The organism is Roseibium sp., assembly GCF_965216085.1.
Lineage (GTDB): Bacteria > Pseudomonadota > Alphaproteobacteria > Rhizobiales > Stappiaceae > Roseibium.
This window is the reverse complement of record NZ_OZ244138.1, coordinates 47,806-68,109: the sequence shown is the minus strand read 5'-3', so window position 1 is coordinate 68,109 and position 20,304 is coordinate 47,806. Positions and strand designations below refer to the sequence as shown.

Here is a 20,304-nt window from a genome sequence, read left to right as displayed (position 1 = left end):
ATGACCGATGATTGAAGTCCCGCAGAACAGCCCCAAAAGTCAGCTCGATATGGAACTTTGCCGCGCCCTTTATCAAAAGGATCCGGAACGGCTCATCGAACTCGTGTCGAAATGGCTGGAGGCAAATCAGTTAACACTCGACCGCCAATTCTGCGTTCCTCACTATTTGCAGAACGCACTTTATCCAGCCGAGCGCCAAAGGCTTAATTAGAGCTCAGGCTTGACGATTAGCCAGATCAGGCGTCGACGACCCGCAGGTGTTTTTTCTTTTCCAGAACGCGGAGCACCTGAGCAAGGTCATGCCCGCGTTTTAAAATCATACCGCCCGCTGCAATGATCGAGTAAGCCCCTTGGCGGCGTGCCAGTTTCGGATCTTTTTCAATGCGGTAGAGCGGCATCTCGGACGAGCGCCGGAAAACTGAAAAAACGGCCCGGTCTTTCAATATGTCGATGGCGTAGTCGCGCCATTCTCCATCAGCAACCATCCGGCCGTAAAGCCGCAAGATCGTGTCAAGTTCGCGCCGGTTGAAGGACACCACCGGTTTGGGTGGAGGAGCTTTGTGCCCATGTACAAGAGGGCTCAAGCTCCCGCTGCGCTCGGACGCGCTTTCGTCGGCTTCGCTCATTCCGCCTCCTTTTGCTCCGATCAACAACCCTTAAACGGGCCGATAAGGTCCACGGCAGGTGTCATCTCAGTGTCATCTCAGTGTCATCTCAGTGTCATCTCAGTGTCATGATGCTGCCTGTCTGCCCTGATTTGCAAGTCCGAGGCTGCAGAAAGATCAAAATCAGCGGAACTTCAGTTTAATTCAGGTCAGATCAATCAACTTTCTGCCGCTACGTAACTTTTCCAAAAAGAATACAGAAAATTTCATGATTTCGCCGCATTCCAGCCCTTGGCCAGCCAAAATACATACCCATATTAAGATCATACCTTGATGGGTACGATCTGCGGGCGCCGCGGTATGCAATAGCCCCCCAGCCCCCCGTGGCGAACTCAGATCTGCCGGATTTTTTGAGTCAAACATCAAGGCAACTGAAGGGCCGGCCACACGCCGGCCCTTTTCATATCAGCAGCTCAGTCCATTCTTGGTTCTTTTGAACTTCGGTTTTTCCTTCCTATTAGGATGGCTTGTTGTATCCTTTTTCCTACGATGACCACCGATCTGATCGATCTGCGCGCGGCGAGAACCGCGGATTGCAAAGCCCTAGCCGGTATTCACAATGAAGCCTGGCTCGGAGCCTATCGCGGTGTGTTGCATGGCCTCGAACTCCAACGAATGATTTCACGACGCGGAGAAAGTTGGTGGCGCGGTGCGCTTGCCCGGGGCGTCAACATCAAGATCCTGGCGATTGCCGATGTGCCAGCTGGCTATGCGACCTATGGGCCTTGCCGGTTGCGTAACACCAAAATGGACGGTGAAATCTACGAGCTTTACCTAAAGCCGGAATATCAAGGTCTCGGCTTTGGCCGCCGGCTTTTTGAGCATATTCAGAAGATCTTCGCAGACCGGAGAGCCTCCGGCATTGCTGTTCAGGTCCTAAGCGACAATGATCCAGCAAAAGCGTTTTACCAAGCGATCGGCGGCCAGTTGTCTGGCAAATCCTGGCACCGGGTTGGAGGCCGGCGATTGGAGCTGTCGATTTATGTCTGGCCGAACCGCAACACCTGACGTCATCCATAAGAGATTATTGCGCCAGGCTTCCAGGATTTCCCAAGACGGTTGGCGGGGCGCTGCAATTGAACTGACCAGCGAGAGTGTCGGCCGCTTGCCGGGCCATCACATTGGCGTTTTTGTTGGCCTGGGCATCAATACGAGCGATCTGACATGTGCCGCCCCCCGGCAGTAACTGCGTGACGATCAAGACACTGCCTTGGCTTCCATCGTCCTTGCTCGGAAACCAGCGCAAGATCGTTGCAAAGGGCACATCGCCGCGCAGCCGCCACTCCAATGTCTCATTAATGGTATTGAACCGCGGCAAAGTTTGGACTGCAGCCGGCTCGTTGCCCGCATCGGGTCCAAATGACACAAACATCCGCAAGTCACCTTCGGCAACCATAACCGGCTGGCCATGATAACCAGCACACGTCCAAGTGCCGCCGATCGTAGCATCTTCATCAGAGGGCGCGCTGAGGAGCTGACAAGCCTCCAGATCAATCTTGGTGTAGACGCTGGTGATTTCTGCCGTGTGCGCCGACTTACTGCCTACGGTTATGATTAGGCCCAATGCCAGAAGGAAAAGAACTGAACGCTTCATAGACTTAGTCCCAATCGCAATCGATTAACCTGAAACTGGAGCCATTCAGCCACGGTCATCAATTAGGTGCAATGCAAAACTAAAGACTTGAACTTCTGCCAGCGGATTGCGATAGACGGCGCAACGATCCTTTAGGAGTAGAGAGATGCGCATAGACGCCGTGCCGATTGGCAACAACCCGCCGGAAGATATCAACGTTATCGTTGAGGTCCCGGTCGGTGGCGAACCGATCAAATATGAAATGGATAAGGATGCCGGTGCGATGTATGTCGACCGCTTCCTCTACACACCGATGCGTTATCCGGGCAACTACGGCTTTGTTCCGCACACCTTGTGCGGCGATGGCGATCCGATCGACGTTGTCGTGGTCAACCAGCGCCCGGTGGTACCAGGTGCCATTATGAACTGCCGTCCGATCGGCGTTCTCTTGATGGAAGACGAATCCGGCCAGGACGAGAAAGTCATTGCGGTTCCGAGCCACAAGATCACCAAACGTTATGACAACGTCTCCGACATCACCGACCTGCCGCAGATCACCGTCGAACAGGTGAAGCACTTCTTCGAACACTACAAAGATCTTGAGCCGGGCAAGTGGGTGAAGATCACCGGCGTTGAAGGCGCAGAAGCTGCTAAGCGGATGGTCCAAGAATCTATTGAGCGCGCCAAAACAGAAGCTGCCGGTTAAGGTGAACCGCTTTTGATTGTTGAGGCCGCAGCCTATCCCTTACCGGTCGGCTGCGGCCTCAATGCGTTCCATGTCCTGATCGCTCAGACCAAAATGATGGCCGATCTCGTGGATTAAGACATGGGCGACCACCTCACCGAGGGTTTCATCCATCGCCGCCCAATAATCCAAGATCGGACGGCGGAACAGCCAGATTCGGTTTGGCATCTGTCCGGTGTGCGAGAGATCTTCGCCCTCGTTCAAGCCCAGCCCTTCAAACAAGCCCAGAAGGTCGTGCGGATCCTCAATCGACAGGGCATCAAGCACATCGTCGGGCGCATATTCGGCAAGCTGGATCTGCAGGTTCCCACAGCGCAGCAGAAGATCATCCGGCAAGGTTGCCAGTGTCTCACTGGCCATCGCCTCAAATGCTTTCAGGTCCGGCGCTTTGAGATCAGACCAGTGACTGCGGCTGATCGGGTGGATAGAGGCCATAATTCTTGTTCCAGGCTCACAGGAGCCAAAATTCGCACTGACTCTAGGTCACACCACTTAAAGGTAGGTGACTACGAGGTAAATCACCAGACAAACAGCAAAAATCAGACCAAGGCCTCGGCCGATGCGGGTGCCCCATACCTCAATATGATCGTCGTCGTCTTTGTCCGCGGCGCTCATATGGTCTTTGGCGCGTTCCGCCATGCGTACAAAAGACGATGTGCCAACGGTTTCGCTTTCGCTCTGAACCCGGTCGATCGCTTTCAGCGCGTCGTCGCGCCGTTTGTCCTGGTGGTGTTTTGATCCGCTCATGCCAGAGACTTTGCCATGCTGCCACGCAATTTCAAAACGCCCGCCGCCAGAAGCGCAAGCAGAGCGAGACCGGCTGAAGCGACCGCATTCCAACCGGCAAACGACAGCCCCAGCATGCGCCAGCTTGCTTCGGTGCAGCTGACCACGCGTGTGGATTGCAAGGCTTGCAGCATGTTGGCGGCGGATGCAGGCGCCGCGCTGCCACCGCCGCAGTCATTGGGGCCATCCCAGAACTGCCATTCGGCCCCCGCTTGGTAAATGCCAAGCCCGGCGCCATAGGCAAACACCACAGCGACACCCAGTAGAATCAGAGCTGCCAAGCCATTGCGGCCGCTGAACAATAAGAGCAACCCGAGCGCCGCCATTGGCAGACCGACGTAATAGGGAACACGCTGCTCCAGGCAGAGTTTGCAAGGCACATAACCGCCGATCAGCTGGTATCCCCAGGCAGTCGCAATCACCACCAGGCCGCCCGCGAGCAGCAAAGCGGTCAATCCTTGAGCCATTCGTTCGCTCGACATTCTGTTCTCGTTCCTCAAATAAACTTCAGCAGAACAAATCCGCCGACCAAAAGCACCACAAAAAGGGTGAACATAAGGCCCAGACGCTTTTCAATGAAATCCTTGATCGGCGGGCCAAAGAAATAGAGCAAGCCGGACACTATGAAAAACCGCAGACCGCGGGACACAATGCTTGCCGCAACAAAAACCGGCAAACTGAGACCGGCTGCCCCCGATGCAATTGTGATCACCTTGTAGGGAAATGGCGTCAAACCGGCGATGAAGACGAACCACCAGCCCCATTCAGCAAAAATGGATTTGAACTCGGCGACGTAATGCATCTTGCCATAAAAGGCGAGAATCGGCTCGGCCACCTGCTCAAACAGGAACATGCCAATCAGATAACCCAATACTCCGCCCGCGACCGATGTTAGCGTACATAACAGCGCATACCACCAGGCCTTCTCGCGCCGGGCGATTACCATGGGGATCAAAAGAATATCCGGCGGGATCGGAAATACCGAACTTTCAACAAAAGAAACCGATCCAAGCGCAGCGGGTGCGCGCGGTCCGGCGGCAAGGGACAAAGTCCAGTCGTAAAGGCGTCTGATCATGCGAGACCCCATAGCCTCTGCGGCCAGAAAAGTCATCAAACGTTTTGGGGAACGCGCTCAATCATCGCGGAAATAAGAGCCCCGAACGGAGCAGAAGGCTCTTCTGAGCCTTCTGCCGCAGTAAACTGTTATTGGCTGCTCAATTGGCGGAGCGCTCCCGCCCAATCTTCAACATGGAAGGTCCGGGCAATCTGACCGTTTTCGACTGTATGGATGTCGATCGCCAGAATATCGAAACTCTTGCCTTTCCCATCCACACCAAAGAATGGGCCTGACGGTGTTCCTGTCGCGCGGCTGCGTACCGCAATCTGGTTGCCGTCCTGCAACATTTCTTCAACCGACCAGTTGAGGTCCGGGATCAGTTTTGCAAAGCCGCTGACCTGTTTGACAAACGCATCCCGGGATTTTGTTTTGCCCGAATAGTCGCCGAGACTGGCCCAGTCCTCAGATGCTGCGGCTTCGAAAGCGGCAACATGCTCTTCCGATGCCGGATTGCTCAGAAAATCATAAAGGGTTTGCACGGCCTGTTTGTCATCGGCCATCGCGGTACCGCTCAGTGAAATTGTTGCCAATACGATGGCGGCGAATAGAGATTTGAAAAGACGCATGGTTTTCCTCTTGTCGTGAACTGGCCGCCGAGAAGCCGAACCGGCATACGGCCTGTCACACAAGATAGATTCCCGATCTAAATTCGATTAGATTGCTCAATTAGATTTCAGTGTTTGGAATAATTGAATAATGATTGACCAACTTCGTGCAATCGCAATCTTTGCCAAGACAGTCGATCACGGCTCGTTCCGAGCTGCTGCACAGGCATTGAATTTGTCTGCATCTGTGGTCAGCCACCATGTCTCAGAACTGGAAAAACAGCTTGGTGTCGCACTGATCTACCGCTCGACGCGAAAACTGGCTTTAACCCCTGATGGCGAACAGCTTCTGGCTGCGGCACATGACATGATCACTGCGGCAGAAACTGGCCTTCAGGCAGTGTCATATATTGGACAAGCGCCCTCGGGCGATCTTCGCGTCACGATACCTTCAACCCTTGCGCAATCCGGGCTCGTCGACAGAATTGCGGCCTTCTCAGCTGCCTATCCGAAAGTCAATTTGACGCTGGATTTCTCGGACACGCGCCGGGAGTTGATTGGTGACGGGTTTGATATTGCTATTCGCATGGGGTGGCTCAAGGATAGCTCTCTCATATCCAAGAAACTTTATGATGTGCCCCGCAATTTGGTCGCTTCAAAACAATACCTAGAACGAAAGCCAAGCCCAAAGTCCCCGGAGCAACTGGTGGATTGGGAATGGCTTATTTTGGCACCGGCGCGATCCAGAAAAACGGAGTTCAAGAAAACTGGATCTGATCCTATAACCGTCAAACCGAATGGCAACATCACTGTAAATGATGCGCATGCATTGTACCGGCTTGCTTTTTGTGGTGCCGGCCTTGCAGTCGTGCCCGATTTTCTAGCGCAAGCGGACCTGGCGAACGGCACTATGGAGCGGGTCTTGCCTGAATGGTCCGTCGAACCGGTCGGCGTATATGCCGTGTGGCCGCCAAATGTCCCGAAACAAGGACTAAGCCGACTGTTCGTGGACAAAATATCAGGACAATTATCCACCTGATCTCAAATAGGAAGCCAGTCACGACCGGTACTATCCATGTCCAGGTGAACATAGGTTTCGATCATATTTCTTGTTTGAGAATTAAGTGGTGCCCCCCGCCGGAATCGAACCGGCACTCCCGAAGGAACGGGATTTTGAATCCCGCGCGTCTACCAGTTCCGCCAGAGGGGCAACTGACACCGAGGTGGGTGAATATCACCGCACTTCTGTCGATGCAAGCGGTTAGACGCGGAATGTCCCTCACATATCCACTGGCTTGCGGATTGAGGCGCTCAACAAGTCTCATTTGCAAGGGCATTTGAGCCCCGGCAATTTTACGAGTGGCTAACCCTTGGATCATTTTCCCGCCGCACAGGCCTTTGGCTGCGGTTTATAGCTGACTGAAATTAATCGCCTTTCAAGACGTTCGAGGCTTTATGGCGGCACCGAATAACGGGGATCACCATGACTGCATCCAGCACGCTCAACGAAAATGGCACAGCAATAGGCCCAACCGGCGGGATATTTACCATCGCCGGGATGGACAAGGATGCTCTGACACCGGCACCGATCAATCCAGACTGGATCCTCGACGGATCACCAGAGGCTCTTTGCGCAAACCTTTCTGCCGGTACACGCGGCTGGGCCTATACCAATCACTGGTCCTGCACCGCCGGTACGTTCCGCTGGCAGTACCGCTGGGATGAAAGTGTTCTGTTTCTGGAAGGCGAAGTGACCATCACCGATGATGCCGGCCGGGTCTATGAAGGACGGCCGGGGGTCAGCCTGTTTTTTCCGGCCGGCACGTCTGCGGTCTGGCATGTACCGGCGTACATCCGCAAAATAGCCTTCAACCAGAAGCCAGTCCCCTGGTACCTGCACAAGATTTCACGTGTGACCGAACGCCTGCAACGGCTGCTCGGCCAAGAGGTGGCCAGTGACAGCGGTCTCGGTGGCTGAACGAGTGGGTTATGCCGAAGAGGCTTAGCCAGGAAAGAAAGGCGCAAATTGTGCGCTATTTCTAGACAGTCAATTTTGGATTGGCTAAGTATTTTTCATGAGCAAATCAGCACGTGAGATCGAGCTTAAGCTCGAACTGGATCCGGCCGCCCAGGACGCCATGAAACGATCCGGCGTGATCGAAGGCTTTTCTGCTTCCCGAGCCGCCACCAAGACCCTGCAATCCATCTATTTCGACACGCCGGATCAGGCGCTTCGGAATGCTAAGATCTCACTCAGAGTGCGCAAATCCGGACGCAGCTGGCTGCAAACGGCCAAACTCGGAACAGGCGTGATGGGCGGGTTGTCGTCCCCCATCGAGGCGGAACATCCCGTCAAAGGCCGGGCACTTGATTTTTCGGTGATTGAAGATCCGGATGTACGCGACAAGCTGACCAGCACCATCGGCGACGCTGGCGTTTCAGAGTGTTTTGAAACAGTGATGAAACGCACCACCCGGCAGCTCACCCGGGAAGCCGACGGCACGCACATCGAACTGGCATTCGACACGGGCAACATTCTGGCAGGTCCGGAAAGCCATCCACTGGTGGAATTGGAAATGGAGCTGAAGTCCGGCCCAAGTTCCGCGCTTTTTGAGGCAGCCAAACAGCTGTTAAAGGACGTCCCCTTCCGCTTTTCGCCTTTCAGCAAAGCCGAACGCGGTTACCGCTTTTCCGAAGGCCATGCGGACGACAAAAAGGTTCCCTATTTCGCTGAAGCCGTGGCCTTTGAAAAAGGCATAACTGTTGAACATGCATTCCGCGATGTGCTCCGTTCGTGCCTCACACAAATTGCAGAAAACCGTCTGGCGATCTTGACCAGCGATGATCCGGAAGGCCCGCACCAGCTGCGCATCGGATTGCGCCGCCTGCGCAGCGCTTTCCGGCTGTTCCGGCCGGCTCTCAATCCGGAAACGATGGCTCCACTTGATCAATTGGCCCGCACCATTGCCGCAGAAGCCGGCGCGTTGCGGGATTTGGATGTCCTGATCGACGAGATTGTCCGGCCGCTGACCAGCATAGCACCAGAGGGTCTTTCCTTTGACGCCCTTCTGACCGATTTGATCACCACCCGGGACACCACCGCCAAGGCGGCTTTGGTCGCCCATCTGAATTCGGCCGAAGTCAACGTCTTCCTTTTGGACCTTGCCGCCTACACAGAAGGGCGCGGCTGGCTCGATCCGGAGAATTTCGACCAGACTGCACTTTTGGCACAGCCGATTGAGACTTTCGCGGCAAAGGCACTCGCCAAACAGTGGAACAAAGTCAACCGACCCGGAAAACGCATAGATGAACTCTCCATCCCCGAGCGTCACGACATGCGCAAGGCGATGAAAAAGATGCGGTATGGCATTGAATTTTTCGAATGCCTTTATCCAAAGACCAGCGTGAAACCGCTGCTGAAACGGATGAAACGGCTGCAAGACATCTTTGGCTATCTCAACGATGTCGCCATGGCCGAGCGCCTTCCTGAAATCAGCAAGGTGACTGGCAAAGAAGCCCTTGCAGCCGCTCAGGCCATCGGCTTTGCCATCGGCTGGCATGAAGCCCAAAGCCAATCCATGTGGCAACACGCGAAGGGCTATTGGGAAGCCACCAAAGAAGTTCCAAAATTCTGGATCTAACGCGCGCGTAAGACGCCATCACGGCCCGATTGGCTTCTCTCAACGCCCGTTTTGATTGAATATTTTTTGTGATCAGCCGAAAGTATATTTCGAGGGAATATAATGGCGCCCAGCGCTGGAGGGGACGGAATGGCAGACGTTGGCACACACACTAGATACGCGGCGCCGTCACGGCTGCTGCATTGGACCATCGCCATTCTGGTTCTACTCACCTGGCCGCTTGGTTTGATGATCGACTTTGCCAAAAAGGAAGTTGTTCTCAATTTCTATCTGGTTCACGAGAGCATCGGCTTTCTGGTGTTGTGGCTGATGCTGGTCAGAGTGGGCAATCGCCTGATCATAAAACCGCCGGTGCAAGATGGCCCGGCCATCGAACAAATCGCCGCCCACACGGTCCATGGCCTGCTCTATCTATTTTTGATCATCATGCCGGTCTCCGGGTTTCTGGCGACCAACGCTCATGGTTTTCCGCTGAAGTGGTTCAACCTGATCCAGGTTTGGAGTCCTATCGGCAAAAGCCCTGATATCGCTCCGATTTTTTCAGCTATTCATTTCTGGAGTGCATGGATCCTGTTAGGCCTCTTTGCCGTCCACATGGGCGCCGTACTGATGCATCACGTGATCCGGAAAGACGACACCCTCTACCGGATCCTCTGAGTAGAAAGGGACGAGAGTTAAGCCTGCCTGCGCCGCCGGAGTGTCCATATTTTCAGGTCCTTCACCGCTTTTAAGGTTGCCAGCAGCACCAGCACGCAAAGGATCGTCTTGGAAACCGGCTCCATTGTGCCTTCAATCAACAAGGCGTGGACCACACTGCAAGCGACAATCACCAGGGCAAGTGCCGTATGCACCCGCCTCCAAACCTTTGGCCGAATACGGAGGCGCTTTCGCAAAGCGGCAACAAGCGCGGCGGCAAACACCGCCCACATCGCGGCAACACCCCAAAGGGAGAAAGGCGTCGGCGATCTGAAGAGAAGAACATCGATCACATCCGGTGGGCTAGTGATCCAAAGACCCGCGACATGAACGATAACCACAATCACCAGGCCTGCACCGACCCATCTGTGCAACGATCGGCCGCGAAGGCTGGGTAAACCCGGGAGGTATCCACCTGCCAGCAAAGGTTGGAAAAGCAAAAGCGCCAGTGCGATGACACCTGCAAAACCGGCCAAAATATAGACTGGTTGGCGCCATTGCAGCAGCGGGCTCATGGCAGCTGCGACCAGAGGAGCGGCTACGACCAAAAAAACAGTTGTCCAGATCAGGGCGTTGCGCATCCGGCTGCCACCGGCGCCAGTCTGATCAGACCGGCTGAAGGACAAAATGCGCTTCCAGGCTGGTATCCTTTGAACTGGGCATCACCGGCCGCAAGAACACTGTTTCGAACTCATCACTGTCATAAGCAAGATGGCCATGCGGCTGGCCAAAAGCAGGCACGATCTGCGGCATTTCTAGTCGGAATACACCGTCAGCATCTGTAAGCGTGGCTCCGTGGCTGCGTGTGTCCCGTTCATGGCCTTCCGTTGTATGCGCCCAAATCTGAATACGTTGACCGGCAAGCGGAGCACCGTCTCCGGCCCGGCGCACCGTGCCGGACATCCAGAATCCGCCACCACCGATCCGTTTCACGATCGGAGCTCCAGGGCGGTAATTGTTGGAACCGCCGCGCATCGATGGCGTCGGTGCAACACCTTTTGCCTGGGCGGGCACTTTGAACCCGGCAACACCGGTCACAATCGCAGCACCACCCGTTGCGAGGAGGGTGCGGCGGCTCAGCAGATCGACAGTCATAAACACACTCCTTACCAGTGGAACTTCCAGCGATCGCTCGGCACCAGATTTGATTTTGCAAAACTATAGGGCGTTTGTGGCAATTTCCGAGATCCGGCAGCGCGGCATGCAGCATCTCGCGCTCACGGTTTCGTGAGGTCGGGCCGGTCTAGGCCAGCAGAATTGCAAAAACGGATAACTTGGGCGACGAGGCCGGAGATCCAAAACGGTATCTTGCGCGAAACATTATACTTGAAGATCATCGCGCCCGATTCTTAGAAGATTCAGATCTTGCGCCCAACCTTCGAACCGAAGATGTTCTATTGAAGATCGGATCTTCCGATCCAAACATCGCCCCTTCATCAAGGTCACTGCCCAAAATGCGGCCAGAACAATTCCAGGATGGACAATTCGATGCCATGGTGATTTTGGGGGCAGCCGTGTGGGAGGGCGGACGGCCAAGCCCCTCGCTATTACGCCGGATCAACCATGCAGCAGAGCTTTATTACAAAGGTGTTGCTCCGCTCATCATCGGGTCCGGCGGATTGGGAAAACATGCCCCTTCCGAAGCAGATGTGATGGCCCGGGAATTGATTACCCTTGGCGTTCCTGCCTCGGCGATCCTGCCGGAAAACCGCTCTCATACGACCCTGGAAAATTCTGTTTTGTCGGCGCGAATCTTACGCCAGCAAAAAGCCCACAAGGTTCTGGTGGTTTCGGATAGATACCATTTGCCGCGAGCGCTTTTGTGTTTCCGGAGCCTAGGATTTGCGGCAATTGGATCCGGCCCCGACAAGACCAACGTTAAAACACCCCGGCACAAGTGGCTTTATTCCTACTTACGTGAGTTCGCGGCTTATCCCTGGTACGTCTGGAAACTGCGATTTTTACGACCCCGGATGTGACACGGGATCAAACAACCCACTCCAGCAAATTCAGTCAGGACACGCCTACTCCGGATTGCTGGGCTTCCTGATCACTGAGCAACGCCCGCATAATCGCCCGGACGCGCCGCTGGTTGTCCGTATTCAATGCAAAATAGAGCGCATTTGCTTGCGGGTCGCTCTGCAGTGGGCTGATCAAGTCGCCCGGATCGGCATGCAGTACCTTTGCTATGCGCACCAGCGTTGCGACATTCGGTGTGCGGGCCCGGCCACTCAACAAATCCCGGACAGAGGTCACTCCTAGCCCCGCAGCCTTGGCAACAGCACCTGGATTTGTGCCCTGTTCTTCGATCAGCGCAGCGATCTTGCTGGCAATCCGCTGCCCAAGTTCCTCATTGCTTTCTTCGTTCATGATGTTTCCTCGACTTCCTGTGAAACCTCATACCTCTGCCGGTTCGGAACACCAAGCTTGTTCTCAAAATAAGCTTTGTATTGCCATGCACTCAATGCAGAGCAGATAGAACCAATAAGCAAACGCAAAATCATTGAAGATAGATGATTTAACATCCATATGCAGATCATAGCGATGACAAATCACACACAATAGACGGAATAACGATCATGAACATCTTCTCAAAAGTCCTGATGGCCACTTTGGCAGCAACCACAGCTTTGGTTCCAACCGCAGACGCCTGCTCTCGCCTTGCCAAAATGTCCGACCACGGCGTTGCCTATGTGCGCTCGGTCGATTGGGGCACCAAAACCGGCATGGATCTGGTGACGTTCAGCGTTGGCGACGATGTCACAAAATATGAAGCAGAGGGATTTGCAAGACAGGCCAATTACGGCGCGAAAAACTTCACCGTTGCCTGGGTCGAAAACATGACCTTCCATGGCGTGCAAGCCCAAGCTTTCAACGACAAGGGCCTGGTTGCCGATACGTTATACATGGCCCCAAGCGCTGACTTCATTGGCGAATATGAAGATACCGGTGCCCCAGCCGTCAATGTCGCAGACGCACCGGGTTATCTGGCCGCGATGTACGAAACTGCTCCAGCGATTGCAGCCGCTTATGACGCTGGAGAGTTCCAATTGGCCTGGTCTGCAGATCTCGGGGCTGCCGGCCAGCACGGCGTCCATGTTTCTGCCGTCGACGTCAACGGCAATGTTGTTCTGTTCCAGGTAAATGAAGGCGGCAAGGTCCGTGTTTACGCCGGCAACATTGAAGACAGCGATCTGGGCGTCAAAGCCAATGCGCCTTTGCTACAGGAACACCGGAAAAACATTGCCGCCTTCAATGCGGAAGACGGCAAAACCGCCCACAACGTGCCAGCCGACATTTCGTCTGCAAGCCGCCACCTGCGCTTGACCTGGTTGAACCAGAACATCACGTTGAACGGCATGACAAAGGCTGAAGCCTTGGGCGCGGTTCAGAACATCTATGACAGCGGTGCCAGTGTTCCCCAGCAGGTCATCGATCCGACAATCGGCGACACCTACACCACCCGGCAAACCAGCCGGACAATCTTGGGCGAAGACATCGTCACAGTGCGCGATTTCTCAACAGCAGCCGAGATTTCCTTTTCGATCCAGGATGCCAAGATTGCCCATGATTTGAACGGTGGCCAAGTTTGCGCTGATGCCATGGCCCAGGCCAACGACGGCAAACGGATGATAGAATTCAGCGCCTGCCAATCCCAGGCAGAAGGATCCTGAACAACTCTGAAATACCCCCGCCCAGCGGGGGTTTTCGCTCCTCAACTCAGCAATTGATGAGACACTCAACTACCGGAACCCAAGTTTTTTCAACAACCTGTCACGCCTTTGCAGCCACCAGCCAAACTCGATCGGCCATAGGCTTTTTGTTTCTTCTGAACTCAATTGATCCGCTGCATGTAAAGGCCAATTGGGATCCGCCAAAAGCTCTCGGGCGAGAGCGATCATGTCCGCTTTTCCTTCTCGAACAAGCTCTTCACAAAACTCTGCATCCCACAGGAACCCAACAGCCATTGTGCTGATACCTGCCTCCCGGCGAACCTCTTCGGCGAATGGGGCTTGAAAGCCCTGCTCGATAGTCATCCGTTTGGGCCGGTCGCGTCCGCCAATCCCGCCGGATGAGCAGTCAATCATATCGACACCCGCATCCTTGAGCGCGCGCGAAATCGTTACGGTGTCTGAAAGCTCCAGCACGTCCTCCAGCCAGTCCGTTGCCGACAAGCGGAACGCCAATGGAAGATGCTCCGGCCAATTTGCCCGAACCGATTTCGCAACTTCGACTGCAAACCGTTGGCGGTTTTCCAAGCTGCCGCCCCATCCGTCTGCTCTTTTGTTGGAAACCGGCGATAAAAACTGGTGAATCAGGAACCCATGTGCCGCATAGATCTCAATGATTTCAAAGCCTGCCTCATAAGAACGCTTGGCAGCCGAACCAAAGGCAGCAATCACCTCGTAGATATCCTCAACCGTCATCTCGGTTGGGACTGGCCATCCGTCCGCATAGGCAACCGGTGACGGGCCAATTGGTTGCCAGGGCATTTCCTGACGCTGTTTCAGGTCCTCGGCATCTACCGGTGTTTCACCATGCCAGGGCCGGCGTTCGGACGCTTTGCGCCCGGCATGGCTCAGCTGTACACCCGGAACAGCGCCTTCTCTCTTCAGAAAACTGGTTATCGGTTTCAACGCCTCTGCTTGGGCGTCGTTCCAAAGTCCCAGATCACCATGTGTCCGCTTTCCGCGATCTTCAACCGCCGTCGCTTCCGCATAAATAAGCCCGGCACCGCCCATTGCAAAGCGGCCCAGATGAACCAGATGCCAGTCATTTACCACCCCTTCGACAGCCCGGTACTGGCTCATAGGAGACACTGCGATGCGATTTTTGAAAGTAACTTTGCGGAGGGTGAAGGGGGAAAACAAATGAGCCAAACTAACTCCTATCGCGCTGCGGCTGACAGCACCCAGCCTTTTTCCGAACCTCTTTTTACTTACAAGTTCAGCGTTCAGGTGACGAGAAACCTCCAATCAATTTATCGTTTCCAGTGCATCGAATGGTGTTCGCTCATTTGAACCGCGCCTTCTGTAGCCATCTGGCGATCTACACCAACGGCTGCTGTTATTGACTCACTTTCGTATTTAGATTATTTTTCTAATTCTAGAAAAACTATCTAACGCAGAAATCTAAATGACAAACCTGCACGCACTTGTCCCCATTGGCCGCGCGATCTGCCGCCTAATACCGGGCCAGATTGAAGTCGTTCTGCACGACCTTGAATCCGGCCAGATTGCGCACATTGAAAACGCTTTTTCCCCACGCAAACCAGGTGATGACAGCCTGACCGAAACGTCAGACTACCAATCCGAATTGCAAGCCGATGACACTATCGGTCCGTATCTAAAGGCAAATCCCGATGGATCCCGGCTGCGTTCGGTATCCGCATTACTTCGCGATGACATGGGCAACCCGCGGTGGCTGCTATGTTTCAATCTGCGCATTTCTGAACTGGAAGTGGCCAGGGACGCCTTGATCAGGCTTACCGCACTCACAACCGAAAAACCGTCTGAATTCATCAAACATGACTGGCGCGAAGTCGCCAACGCCATCCTCGCCGCAACGCTCAACGAGTTGAAGATGCCGGTCAGTCAGCTGCGCCGACCGCAACGGCTGACTGTCGCATCCCGGTTGAAAGACGCCGGTGTTTTTTCTGCAAAGGGATCCAAGGACTACGTCGCAGAGGCTTTGGGAATTTCCCGTGCCGGGCTCTATGACCTGCTCAAGGAGGTCAAACAGCCGCCGGCCGAGCGCTTCTGACAGCAAGGACCAAACCATGACCCAAGCCCGGCCTATGCGCGATTTTGAATTGGAAGTTTTCTTCTCCAAGTGGGAGTTCAAAGCCCGCCATCATATGACCGCCTCGGACCTTGAAAGCATGGCCATACCCGATCTGCTGGCAATGGCTTCCGATGAGGACCGGTCAGCCTTTAAGAACTTGTGGCTCGGCTATACCGAGACCTGGGGTGCGCCTGTCTTGCGCGCTGAGATCGCCCGCACCTATGACCTGATGACAGCAGAAAATGTTTTGTGCCTCGCGGGCGCCGGAGAGGGCCTCTACACGGTCTCAAAAGTCCTGCTTACCGCGGACGATCACGCGATCGTGCCAACTCCAAACTATCAAAGTGCCGAAACGATCCCACTCTCTGTATGTGACGTGACCGGCGTTCCCATGCTTCAAGGGAACATCAATGGCGGCTGGCAAATTGATCTGGCGGCCATTCAGGCCGCGATCCGACCGAACACCAAGTTGCTGTCGCTAAACTTTCCACACAATCCAACCGGCATGCTCATGCCACCGCAACATCTGGAGCAATTGATTGGCCTTTGCCGCAAACACGGGATTTGGATCCTCAGCGATGAAGTCTACCGCGGGGTCGAGCTCGACCCGGCAGACCGGATGCCCCAAATCGCGGATATCTATGAGCGCGGCATATCCTTGAATGTCATGTCCAAGGCCTATGGCCTTCCAGGCCTCAGAATTGGCTGGATTGCCGCACAAGATACCAGCCTTCTTCAGAAAGTAGAGCGTTACAAGCACTATCTGTCGATCTGCAATTCCGGCCCTTCAGAAATGCTGGCGGTCATCGCGTTGAAGGCCCGGGACCAGATCCTCAAACGCAATTATCAAATCATGACGGAGAACGTGCAAGCGCTTGAAAAGCTCTTCAATGATTTTCCCGGACTGATCGAGTGGAGCCGTCCACTTGGCGGTTGTGTCGCCTTCCCGCGGTATTCAGGTCCCGGGAATGGGGAAACCTTCTGCCGCAATCTCTTGGAAGAGAGCGGTGTCCTGTTGCTCCCCGGCTCGATATACGCCTCCGACCTTGCAGATACGTCTGCAAATCACTTCCGCATCGGATTTGGCCGGGACAAGGTATTCAAAGATGGTTTGTTGGCCATGCGGCAACATTTCGACAAGCACTATGCCAGTTTCCGGCGGTGAGGGCCTTTTCTTGCAAATCTTGTCGCTTCCCGAGATCAAGCCGCTCCTTGATATGCCTGCAGCAATTGAGACGGTCCGGCAAATTCTTATCGACACCGCCAATGGTTTGATCGCGCAGCCCGAACCGGTGCAAATCTTATTTGACGACCAGTCGGGCAGTTTTTGTGGTGATTGTCATATCAAAGCTGCACAGGCAAAAGGCCTGCCTTACTTCGCGGTCAAAGTCGCCACCGGGTTTTACCAAAATTCGGTCCGGGGGCTTGAGGTCAACAATGGCCTGGTGCTTGTCCTGTCGTCGGAGACCGGCGAACCGTTGGCCCTGCTTCAGGATGAAGGCTGGCTTACGCAAATGCGAACAGCCGCTGCAGGTGCCTTGGCTGCATCTTTAAAAGATGTACCCAAAGACGGTGCATTGGGAATCATTGGCACAGGAACACAGGCAAGATTGCAGGCAGAAGCAATCCGTTCTTTGCTGGGTATTGAGCGCATCTTCGTCCTCGGGAGAACCTCACAGAGTATTACTGCATATTTGGCCGACATGACGCAAAGCGGGTTCAGGGTCAGCGCGGTCGACGACGCAAAAACCCTTTGCTGGCAATCCGACATCCTGGTGACGGCAACACCTGCAACATCGCCGGTGATTTGTGCGGACGATGTCTCAAACGGCTTGCACATTGTCGCCGTTGGCGCGGACAGCCCAGGCAAATGTGAATTGGCGCCAGACCTCTTCGCTCAAACAGACATTATTGTCACGGAAAACCACAGCCAGTGTCTGGATCATGGCGATTTCGGTTCCGCTGTCCGGGTTGGTCACGTCCACGAAACAGCAGATCACTCCCTTTGCAACATATTGGCAGGCCAGCATCCGGATCTCGATTTTGGAGCAGCCAGCCTGTCGATTGTCGACCTGACCGGGCTCGGTGCTCAGGATTTGGCAGTCGCCTCAGCCGTTGTCACCAAAAAGAATTTGGCAAGCCCAAGAAGAATGGATCCCAGCTGAATGCATCTTGCTGAAATTGAAACCCAGGCTTGGATGTCACTCAAGGCGGCGGCAGAAGATCCTCAGTCCGCTTTCCGTTATCTGACCCTGAGTTCGGTCGATCAATGGAACAAGCCCCAGGCGCGTGTTGTCGTGTTGCGCCAGGCCGAGCATACAATACGGAGCCTTGAGTTTCACACCGATTTGCGCAGCTCAAAATGGCAAGAGCTTTCGAAAAATCCGAGCGTAACTGTTCTCGGATATTGTTCAGACACGCGAACCCAGCTTCGTTTTTCCGGAACCGCCGAGTTGTTTGGCCCACAATCGGAAAAAGCGGAGTCTGCCTGGGAGGCCCTTCCACCGTGGACCCGAACCACCTATCAAGGCGGCCCTCCCGGAGATGAACTTGCATTCGAACAAAATGACCGGGCAATTTCAGCAGCGCCGGAACCGGACGCGGCTGGAAAGGATTGTTTCGGGGTGATTTCCTTCACAGCCAGCTCGCTGGACTGGTTTCAGCTCCAGCGCAAGAACAACAAACGGGCGCTTTTCCGCTACTCCGGAAGTGACGAACAGATCTCAAGTTGCTGGGTCAATCCATAAGGCTCTTGCCCCTGTAACTGGCAAACAGATCACACGGATCCCTTACCCACCATCCACCACCAACTGAATACGGTCAGCAGCGGCGCGGGCGCGGGTATATTGGATCGGGCGGCCGGTTGGATCGACATTGACGCTTTCGATCACCAGAACCGGCTGACCAAGAGCAACGCCGAGCTGCTGAGCGTCTTTGACATCGATCAGCTCTGCAAAAATGCGGGTTTCTTTGCGGCGGTAATCTTCGACACCGGCCCGGCGCATTGCCTCTGTCACGGTTCCGCACTCGGCATAGTCCGCAACCAAATTGGGAAATCGAGCCTGCTCCAGCCAGCTGGTCCCGATCATCATCGGCACGCCATCGGCAACCCGCAAGGTTTTGATCCGGATGAGCGGTGTTCCGTGTGGAACTTCCAAATGTTGCGCCAAAAGTGCATCTGCATCTTCAGTTTCAGAGCCGATCAAACGCCCGCTTGGGGCACGGTCCTGGCCTGAGACGATTTCAGAAAACCTGGTGCGCGTACCGATCGGATAATTGAGCGGCGCATTGGCCACAAACGTTCCCCGGCCCTGATCAGCGCGCAGAAGCCCCTCTGCAGTCAACGCAGCAATGGCCCTGCGAACTGTGTGTCGGTTGACACCAAAGCGGGACGCGATCTCCGATTCCGTCGGCAAACGGCTGCCCTTTTCATAGGCGCCGCCAGCGATTTCTGCTTTCAGCATCTCCATGATCTGGCGCCACACGGCAATGCCAGCAGCCCGGTCGAGTTTGGTTTGGCCTGTCATGCGCCCGTCATCAAATTTCGCTACTTCAGAGTCAATCATATTATTTGTCTATACAAATAGACAAATTAAGTCTACAACCTGCTCACGCACCGGCCTTAGTTGCCGATAAATGGCCGACCAACACAAAGGCGTGTTCATGACCGAGCCCACAACGTCTTCCACAATTGCCGGCGACCAAGCCGCCCGGCAGAATAACCTTGCCATTCTCGCCCAGGCGCCGGCCGATGTTTTGCAAGAAAAATTCAACGCCCTGGCGCCGCCGCCTTACGAACTGGTGCGCCAGCCGGAGACCGGTCTGGTGATGGTCCGTGGCCGGATGGGCGGAACCGGAAGCCCCTTCAACCTTGGCGAGGTCACAGTCACCCGATGTGTTGTCCGCCTGGACAGCGGCGAAACAGGCAGTGCTTACGCCCTTGGCCGCGACAAGACCAAGGCTTTGCAATCGGCCGTCATTGATGCCCTATGGCAGCGCGGTGAGATGCGGGCACAAATCGAGGTAGACGTCCTTGCCCCGCTTTCGAATAGCCAAACAGAGCGCAAATCCACCGTCCGCGAGGAAACTGAGGCAACGCGGGTCAATTTCTTCACGATGGTGCGGGGAGACAACTGATGACCGCAACCGCTGCACTTGCCGCCGGATTTGCAGATCCGGTTCACGACGCACAAGGGTGTTTCCGGACCATAATGGAAGCTATGGCGCGACCGGGAACGCTTCAGATCCTTGGCCAGACCCATCTCGCACCACCAGCGCCGCTCACACCAGCAGCCTCGGCTATCGCGCTCACCGTTTTCGACTATGACACACCTGTCTGGCTCGACAAACAGCTTGCACAATCAGAGAGCGTGAAGGCCTTTCTCCGCTTTCACACAGGCGCACCAATTGTCAGTGAGCCCGTCGAAGCAGCCTTTGCCCTGATCGCAGATCCGGCCAACATGCTGCCGCTTGCAAGCTTCAATCAGGGCTCGGCCGAGTATCCGGACACGTCCACGACACTCATCCTGACAGGCCAAAACCTAAACGGCAAAGACGGTGTTGTGCTCGAAGGGCCCGGCATCAAGGACACACAGGCGTTTGCAACAGGCCCTGTGCCGCAAGTGTTCTGGGATCAGGTCATTGCCAACAACGCCCAGTTCCCGCGCGGTGTCGACCTGATCTTTTCCGGCAAGGACACCATCGCAGCCCTTCCCCGCTCAACCTCAGTCACTCTAAAGGAGGCCTGAGCCC

The 20,304-nt window shown here is 55.0% G+C and carries 27 protein-coding genes and 1 tRNA gene; 15 read left to right on the top strand and 13 right to left on the bottom strand.

Annotated elements, in window-relative coordinates:
* Positions 1-7 precede the first annotated feature (7 nt).
* Positions 8-211 carry a hypothetical protein gene (locus ACOOFE_RS00355; protein WP_420413149.1) on the top strand — a complete coding sequence of 68 codons (204 nt, stop codon included), beginning with the start codon at positions 8-10 and terminating at the stop codon, positions 209-211.
* Between the two features lie 25 nt (positions 212-236).
* Here ACOOFE_RS00355 and ACOOFE_RS00350 read toward each other — a convergent pair whose 3' ends face one another.
* Positions 237-626 carry a DUF2794 domain-containing protein gene (locus tag ACOOFE_RS00350; protein ID WP_420413148.1) on the bottom strand — a complete coding sequence of 130 codons (390 nt, stop codon included), beginning with the start codon at positions 624-626 and terminating at the stop codon, positions 237-239.
* A gap of 528 nt (positions 627-1,154) precedes the next feature.
* On the opposite strand from ACOOFE_RS00350, the gene ACOOFE_RS00345 reads away from it, so the two are divergent.
* Positions 1,155-1,673 carry a GNAT family N-acetyltransferase gene (locus ACOOFE_RS00345; protein WP_420413147.1) on the top strand — a complete coding sequence of 173 codons (519 nt, stop codon included), beginning with the start codon at positions 1,155-1,157 and terminating at the stop codon, positions 1,671-1,673.
* Between the two features lie 16 nt (positions 1,674-1,689).
* On the opposite strand, the gene ACOOFE_RS00340 is transcribed toward ACOOFE_RS00345, so the two are convergent.
* On the bottom strand, positions 1,690-2,259 hold the full coding sequence (locus ACOOFE_RS00340) for a hypothetical protein (RefSeq protein WP_420413146.1): 570 nt from the start codon (positions 2,257-2,259) through the stop codon (positions 1,690-1,692).
* A 145-nt stretch (positions 2,260-2,404) separates the two neighbouring features.
* Here ACOOFE_RS00340 and ppa point away from each other — a divergent pair, with 145 nt between their 5' ends.
* Complete coding sequence (gene ppa, locus ACOOFE_RS00335; protein ID WP_420413145.1) at positions 2,405-2,944, top strand: inorganic diphosphatase; 540 nt, start codon at positions 2,405-2,407, stop codon at positions 2,942-2,944.
* Between the two features lie 39 nt (positions 2,945-2,983).
* Here the strand turns inward: ppa and ACOOFE_RS00330 are convergent, their stop codons facing one another.
* The 5 genes from ACOOFE_RS00330 to ACOOFE_RS00310 form a co-directional block, all read right to left on the bottom strand.
* Positions 2,984-3,418, bottom strand: a complete 435-nt coding sequence (locus tag ACOOFE_RS00330; protein WP_141184581.1) for a metallopeptidase family protein — start codon at positions 3,416-3,418, stop codon at positions 2,984-2,986.
* A gap of 57 nt (positions 3,419-3,475) precedes the next feature.
* Positions 3,476-3,730 carry a hypothetical protein gene (locus tag ACOOFE_RS00325; RefSeq protein WP_141184580.1) on the bottom strand — a complete coding sequence of 85 codons (255 nt, stop codon included), beginning with the start codon at positions 3,728-3,730 and terminating at the stop codon, positions 3,476-3,478.
* Positions 3,727-4,251 carry a disulfide bond formation protein B gene (locus ACOOFE_RS00320; RefSeq protein ID WP_420413144.1) on the bottom strand — a complete coding sequence of 175 codons (525 nt, stop codon included), beginning with the start codon at positions 4,249-4,251 and terminating at the stop codon, positions 3,727-3,729. Before ACOOFE_RS00320 ends, ACOOFE_RS00325 begins: the two co-directional genes overlap by 4 nt.
* A gap of 14 nt (positions 4,252-4,265) precedes the next feature.
* The gene (locus ACOOFE_RS00315; protein WP_420413143.1) at positions 4,266-4,844 is read right to left on the bottom strand and encodes a YqaA family protein; all 579 of its coding nucleotides are present in this window, start codon (positions 4,842-4,844) and stop codon (positions 4,266-4,268) included.
* Positions 4,845-4,972: 128 nt separating this feature from the next.
* Entirely contained in the window at positions 4,973-5,452 is a 480-nt protein-coding gene (locus tag ACOOFE_RS00310; protein WP_420413142.1) for an ester cyclase, read from the bottom strand.
* Positions 5,453-5,582: 130 nt separating this feature from the next.
* On the opposite strand from ACOOFE_RS00310, the gene ACOOFE_RS00305 reads away from it, so the two are divergent.
* On the top strand, positions 5,583-6,470 hold the full coding sequence (locus ACOOFE_RS00305) for a LysR substrate-binding domain-containing protein (protein WP_420413141.1): 888 nt from the start codon (positions 5,583-5,585) through the stop codon (positions 6,468-6,470).
* 86 nt (positions 6,471-6,556) lie between these two features.
* On the opposite strand, the gene ACOOFE_RS00300 is transcribed toward ACOOFE_RS00305, so the two are convergent.
* Positions 6,557-6,641 (bottom strand) — tRNA-Leu (locus tag ACOOFE_RS00300).
* A gap of 273 nt (positions 6,642-6,914) precedes the next feature.
* On the opposite strand from ACOOFE_RS00300, the gene ACOOFE_RS00295 reads away from it, so the two are divergent.
* The 3 genes from ACOOFE_RS00295 to ACOOFE_RS00285 all read left to right on the top strand — a co-directional run bounded on the left by ACOOFE_RS00295 (position 6,915) and on the right by ACOOFE_RS00285 (position 9,729).
* Complete coding sequence (locus ACOOFE_RS00295; RefSeq protein WP_420413140.1) at positions 6,915-7,409, top strand: cupin domain-containing protein; 495 nt, start codon at positions 6,915-6,917, stop codon at positions 7,407-7,409.
* Between the two features lie 97 nt (positions 7,410-7,506).
* Complete coding sequence (locus ACOOFE_RS00290) at positions 7,507-9,072, top strand: CHAD domain-containing protein (protein WP_420413139.1); 1,566 nt, start codon at positions 7,507-7,509, stop codon at positions 9,070-9,072.
* Between the two features lie 129 nt (positions 9,073-9,201).
* The gene (locus tag ACOOFE_RS00285) at positions 9,202-9,729 is read left to right on the top strand and encodes a cytochrome b (protein WP_420413138.1); all 528 of its coding nucleotides are present in this window, start codon (positions 9,202-9,204) and stop codon (positions 9,727-9,729) included.
* 17 nt (positions 9,730-9,746) lie between these two features.
* Here the strand turns inward: ACOOFE_RS00285 and ACOOFE_RS00280 are convergent, their stop codons facing one another.
* Together ACOOFE_RS00280 and ACOOFE_RS00275 are read right to left on the bottom strand one after the other, a co-directional pair.
* A complete protein-coding gene (locus ACOOFE_RS00280; protein WP_420415650.1) occupies positions 9,747-10,349 on the bottom strand; it encodes a ferric reductase-like transmembrane domain-containing protein in 603 nt (200 codons plus the stop codon).
* Between the two features lie 25 nt (positions 10,350-10,374).
* A complete protein-coding gene (locus tag ACOOFE_RS00275; protein ID WP_420413137.1) occupies positions 10,375-10,863 on the bottom strand; it encodes a twin-arginine translocation pathway signal in 489 nt (162 codons plus the stop codon).
* Positions 10,864-11,222: 359 nt separating this feature from the next.
* On the opposite strand from ACOOFE_RS00275, the gene ACOOFE_RS00270 reads away from it, so the two are divergent.
* Positions 11,223-11,747 carry a YdcF family protein gene (locus tag ACOOFE_RS00270; protein ID WP_420413136.1) on the top strand — a complete coding sequence of 175 codons (525 nt, stop codon included), beginning with the start codon at positions 11,223-11,225 and terminating at the stop codon, positions 11,745-11,747.
* 34 nt (positions 11,748-11,781) lie between these two features.
* Here ACOOFE_RS00270 and ACOOFE_RS00265 read toward each other — a convergent pair whose 3' ends face one another.
* Complete coding sequence (locus ACOOFE_RS00265; RefSeq protein WP_420413135.1) at positions 11,782-12,138, bottom strand: helix-turn-helix domain-containing protein; 357 nt, start codon at positions 12,136-12,138, stop codon at positions 11,782-11,784.
* 209 nt (positions 12,139-12,347) lie between these two features.
* Here ACOOFE_RS00265 and ACOOFE_RS00260 point away from each other — a divergent pair, with 209 nt between their 5' ends.
* A complete protein-coding gene (locus tag ACOOFE_RS00260; RefSeq protein ID WP_420413134.1) occupies positions 12,348-13,442 on the top strand; it encodes a hypothetical protein in 1,095 nt (364 codons plus the stop codon).
* Positions 13,443-13,511: 69 nt separating this feature from the next.
* On the opposite strand, the gene ACOOFE_RS00255 is transcribed toward ACOOFE_RS00260, so the two are convergent.
* Entirely contained in the window at positions 13,512-14,579 is a 1,068-nt protein-coding gene (locus ACOOFE_RS00255; RefSeq protein ID WP_420413133.1) for an NADH:flavin oxidoreductase/NADH oxidase, read from the bottom strand.
* A gap of 325 nt (positions 14,580-14,904) precedes the next feature.
* On the opposite strand from ACOOFE_RS00255, the gene ACOOFE_RS00250 reads away from it, so the two are divergent.
* The 4 genes from ACOOFE_RS00250 to ACOOFE_RS00235 are packed head-to-tail and all read left to right on the top strand — an operon-like array spanning position 14,905 to position 18,299.
* Positions 14,905-15,531: a helix-turn-helix transcriptional regulator gene (locus ACOOFE_RS00250; protein WP_420413132.1), complete on the top strand. Its 627-nt coding sequence runs from the start codon at positions 14,905-14,907 to the stop codon at positions 15,529-15,531.
* Between the two features lie 16 nt (positions 15,532-15,547).
* Entirely contained in the window at positions 15,548-16,717 is a 1,170-nt protein-coding gene (locus tag ACOOFE_RS00245) for an aminotransferase class I/II-fold pyridoxal phosphate-dependent enzyme (protein WP_420413131.1), read from the top strand.
* The gene (locus tag ACOOFE_RS00240) at positions 16,698-17,717 is read left to right on the top strand and encodes an ornithine cyclodeaminase family protein (protein WP_420413130.1); all 1,020 of its coding nucleotides are present in this window, start codon (positions 16,698-16,700) and stop codon (positions 17,715-17,717) included. The genes ACOOFE_RS00245 and ACOOFE_RS00240 overlap by 20 nt, the downstream gene beginning before the upstream one ends.
* The gene (locus tag ACOOFE_RS00235) at positions 17,718-18,299 is read left to right on the top strand and encodes a pyridoxamine 5'-phosphate oxidase family protein (protein ID WP_420413129.1); all 582 of its coding nucleotides are present in this window, start codon (positions 17,718-17,720) and stop codon (positions 18,297-18,299) included. It abuts the gene before it with no gap.
* A 42-nt stretch (positions 18,300-18,341) separates the two neighbouring features.
* Here ACOOFE_RS00235 and phnF read toward each other — a convergent pair whose 3' ends face one another.
* Positions 18,342-19,079 (bottom strand): phosphonate metabolism transcriptional regulator PhnF, encoded by a 738-nt coding sequence (gene phnF, locus ACOOFE_RS00230; protein ID WP_420413128.1) that lies wholly within the window; start codon positions 19,077-19,079, stop codon positions 18,342-18,344.
* A gap of 136 nt (positions 19,080-19,215) precedes the next feature.
* Between phnF and phnG the strand changes: the two genes are divergently transcribed.
* Entirely contained in the window at positions 19,216-19,689 is a 474-nt protein-coding gene (phnG, locus tag ACOOFE_RS00225; RefSeq protein ID WP_420413127.1) for a phosphonate C-P lyase system protein PhnG, read from the top strand.
* Complete coding sequence (gene phnH, locus ACOOFE_RS00220) at positions 19,689-20,300, top strand: phosphonate C-P lyase system protein PhnH (RefSeq protein ID WP_420413126.1); 612 nt, start codon at positions 19,689-19,691, stop codon at positions 20,298-20,300. Before phnG ends, phnH begins: the two co-directional genes overlap by 1 nt.
* Positions 20,301-20,304 lie beyond the last annotated feature (4 nt).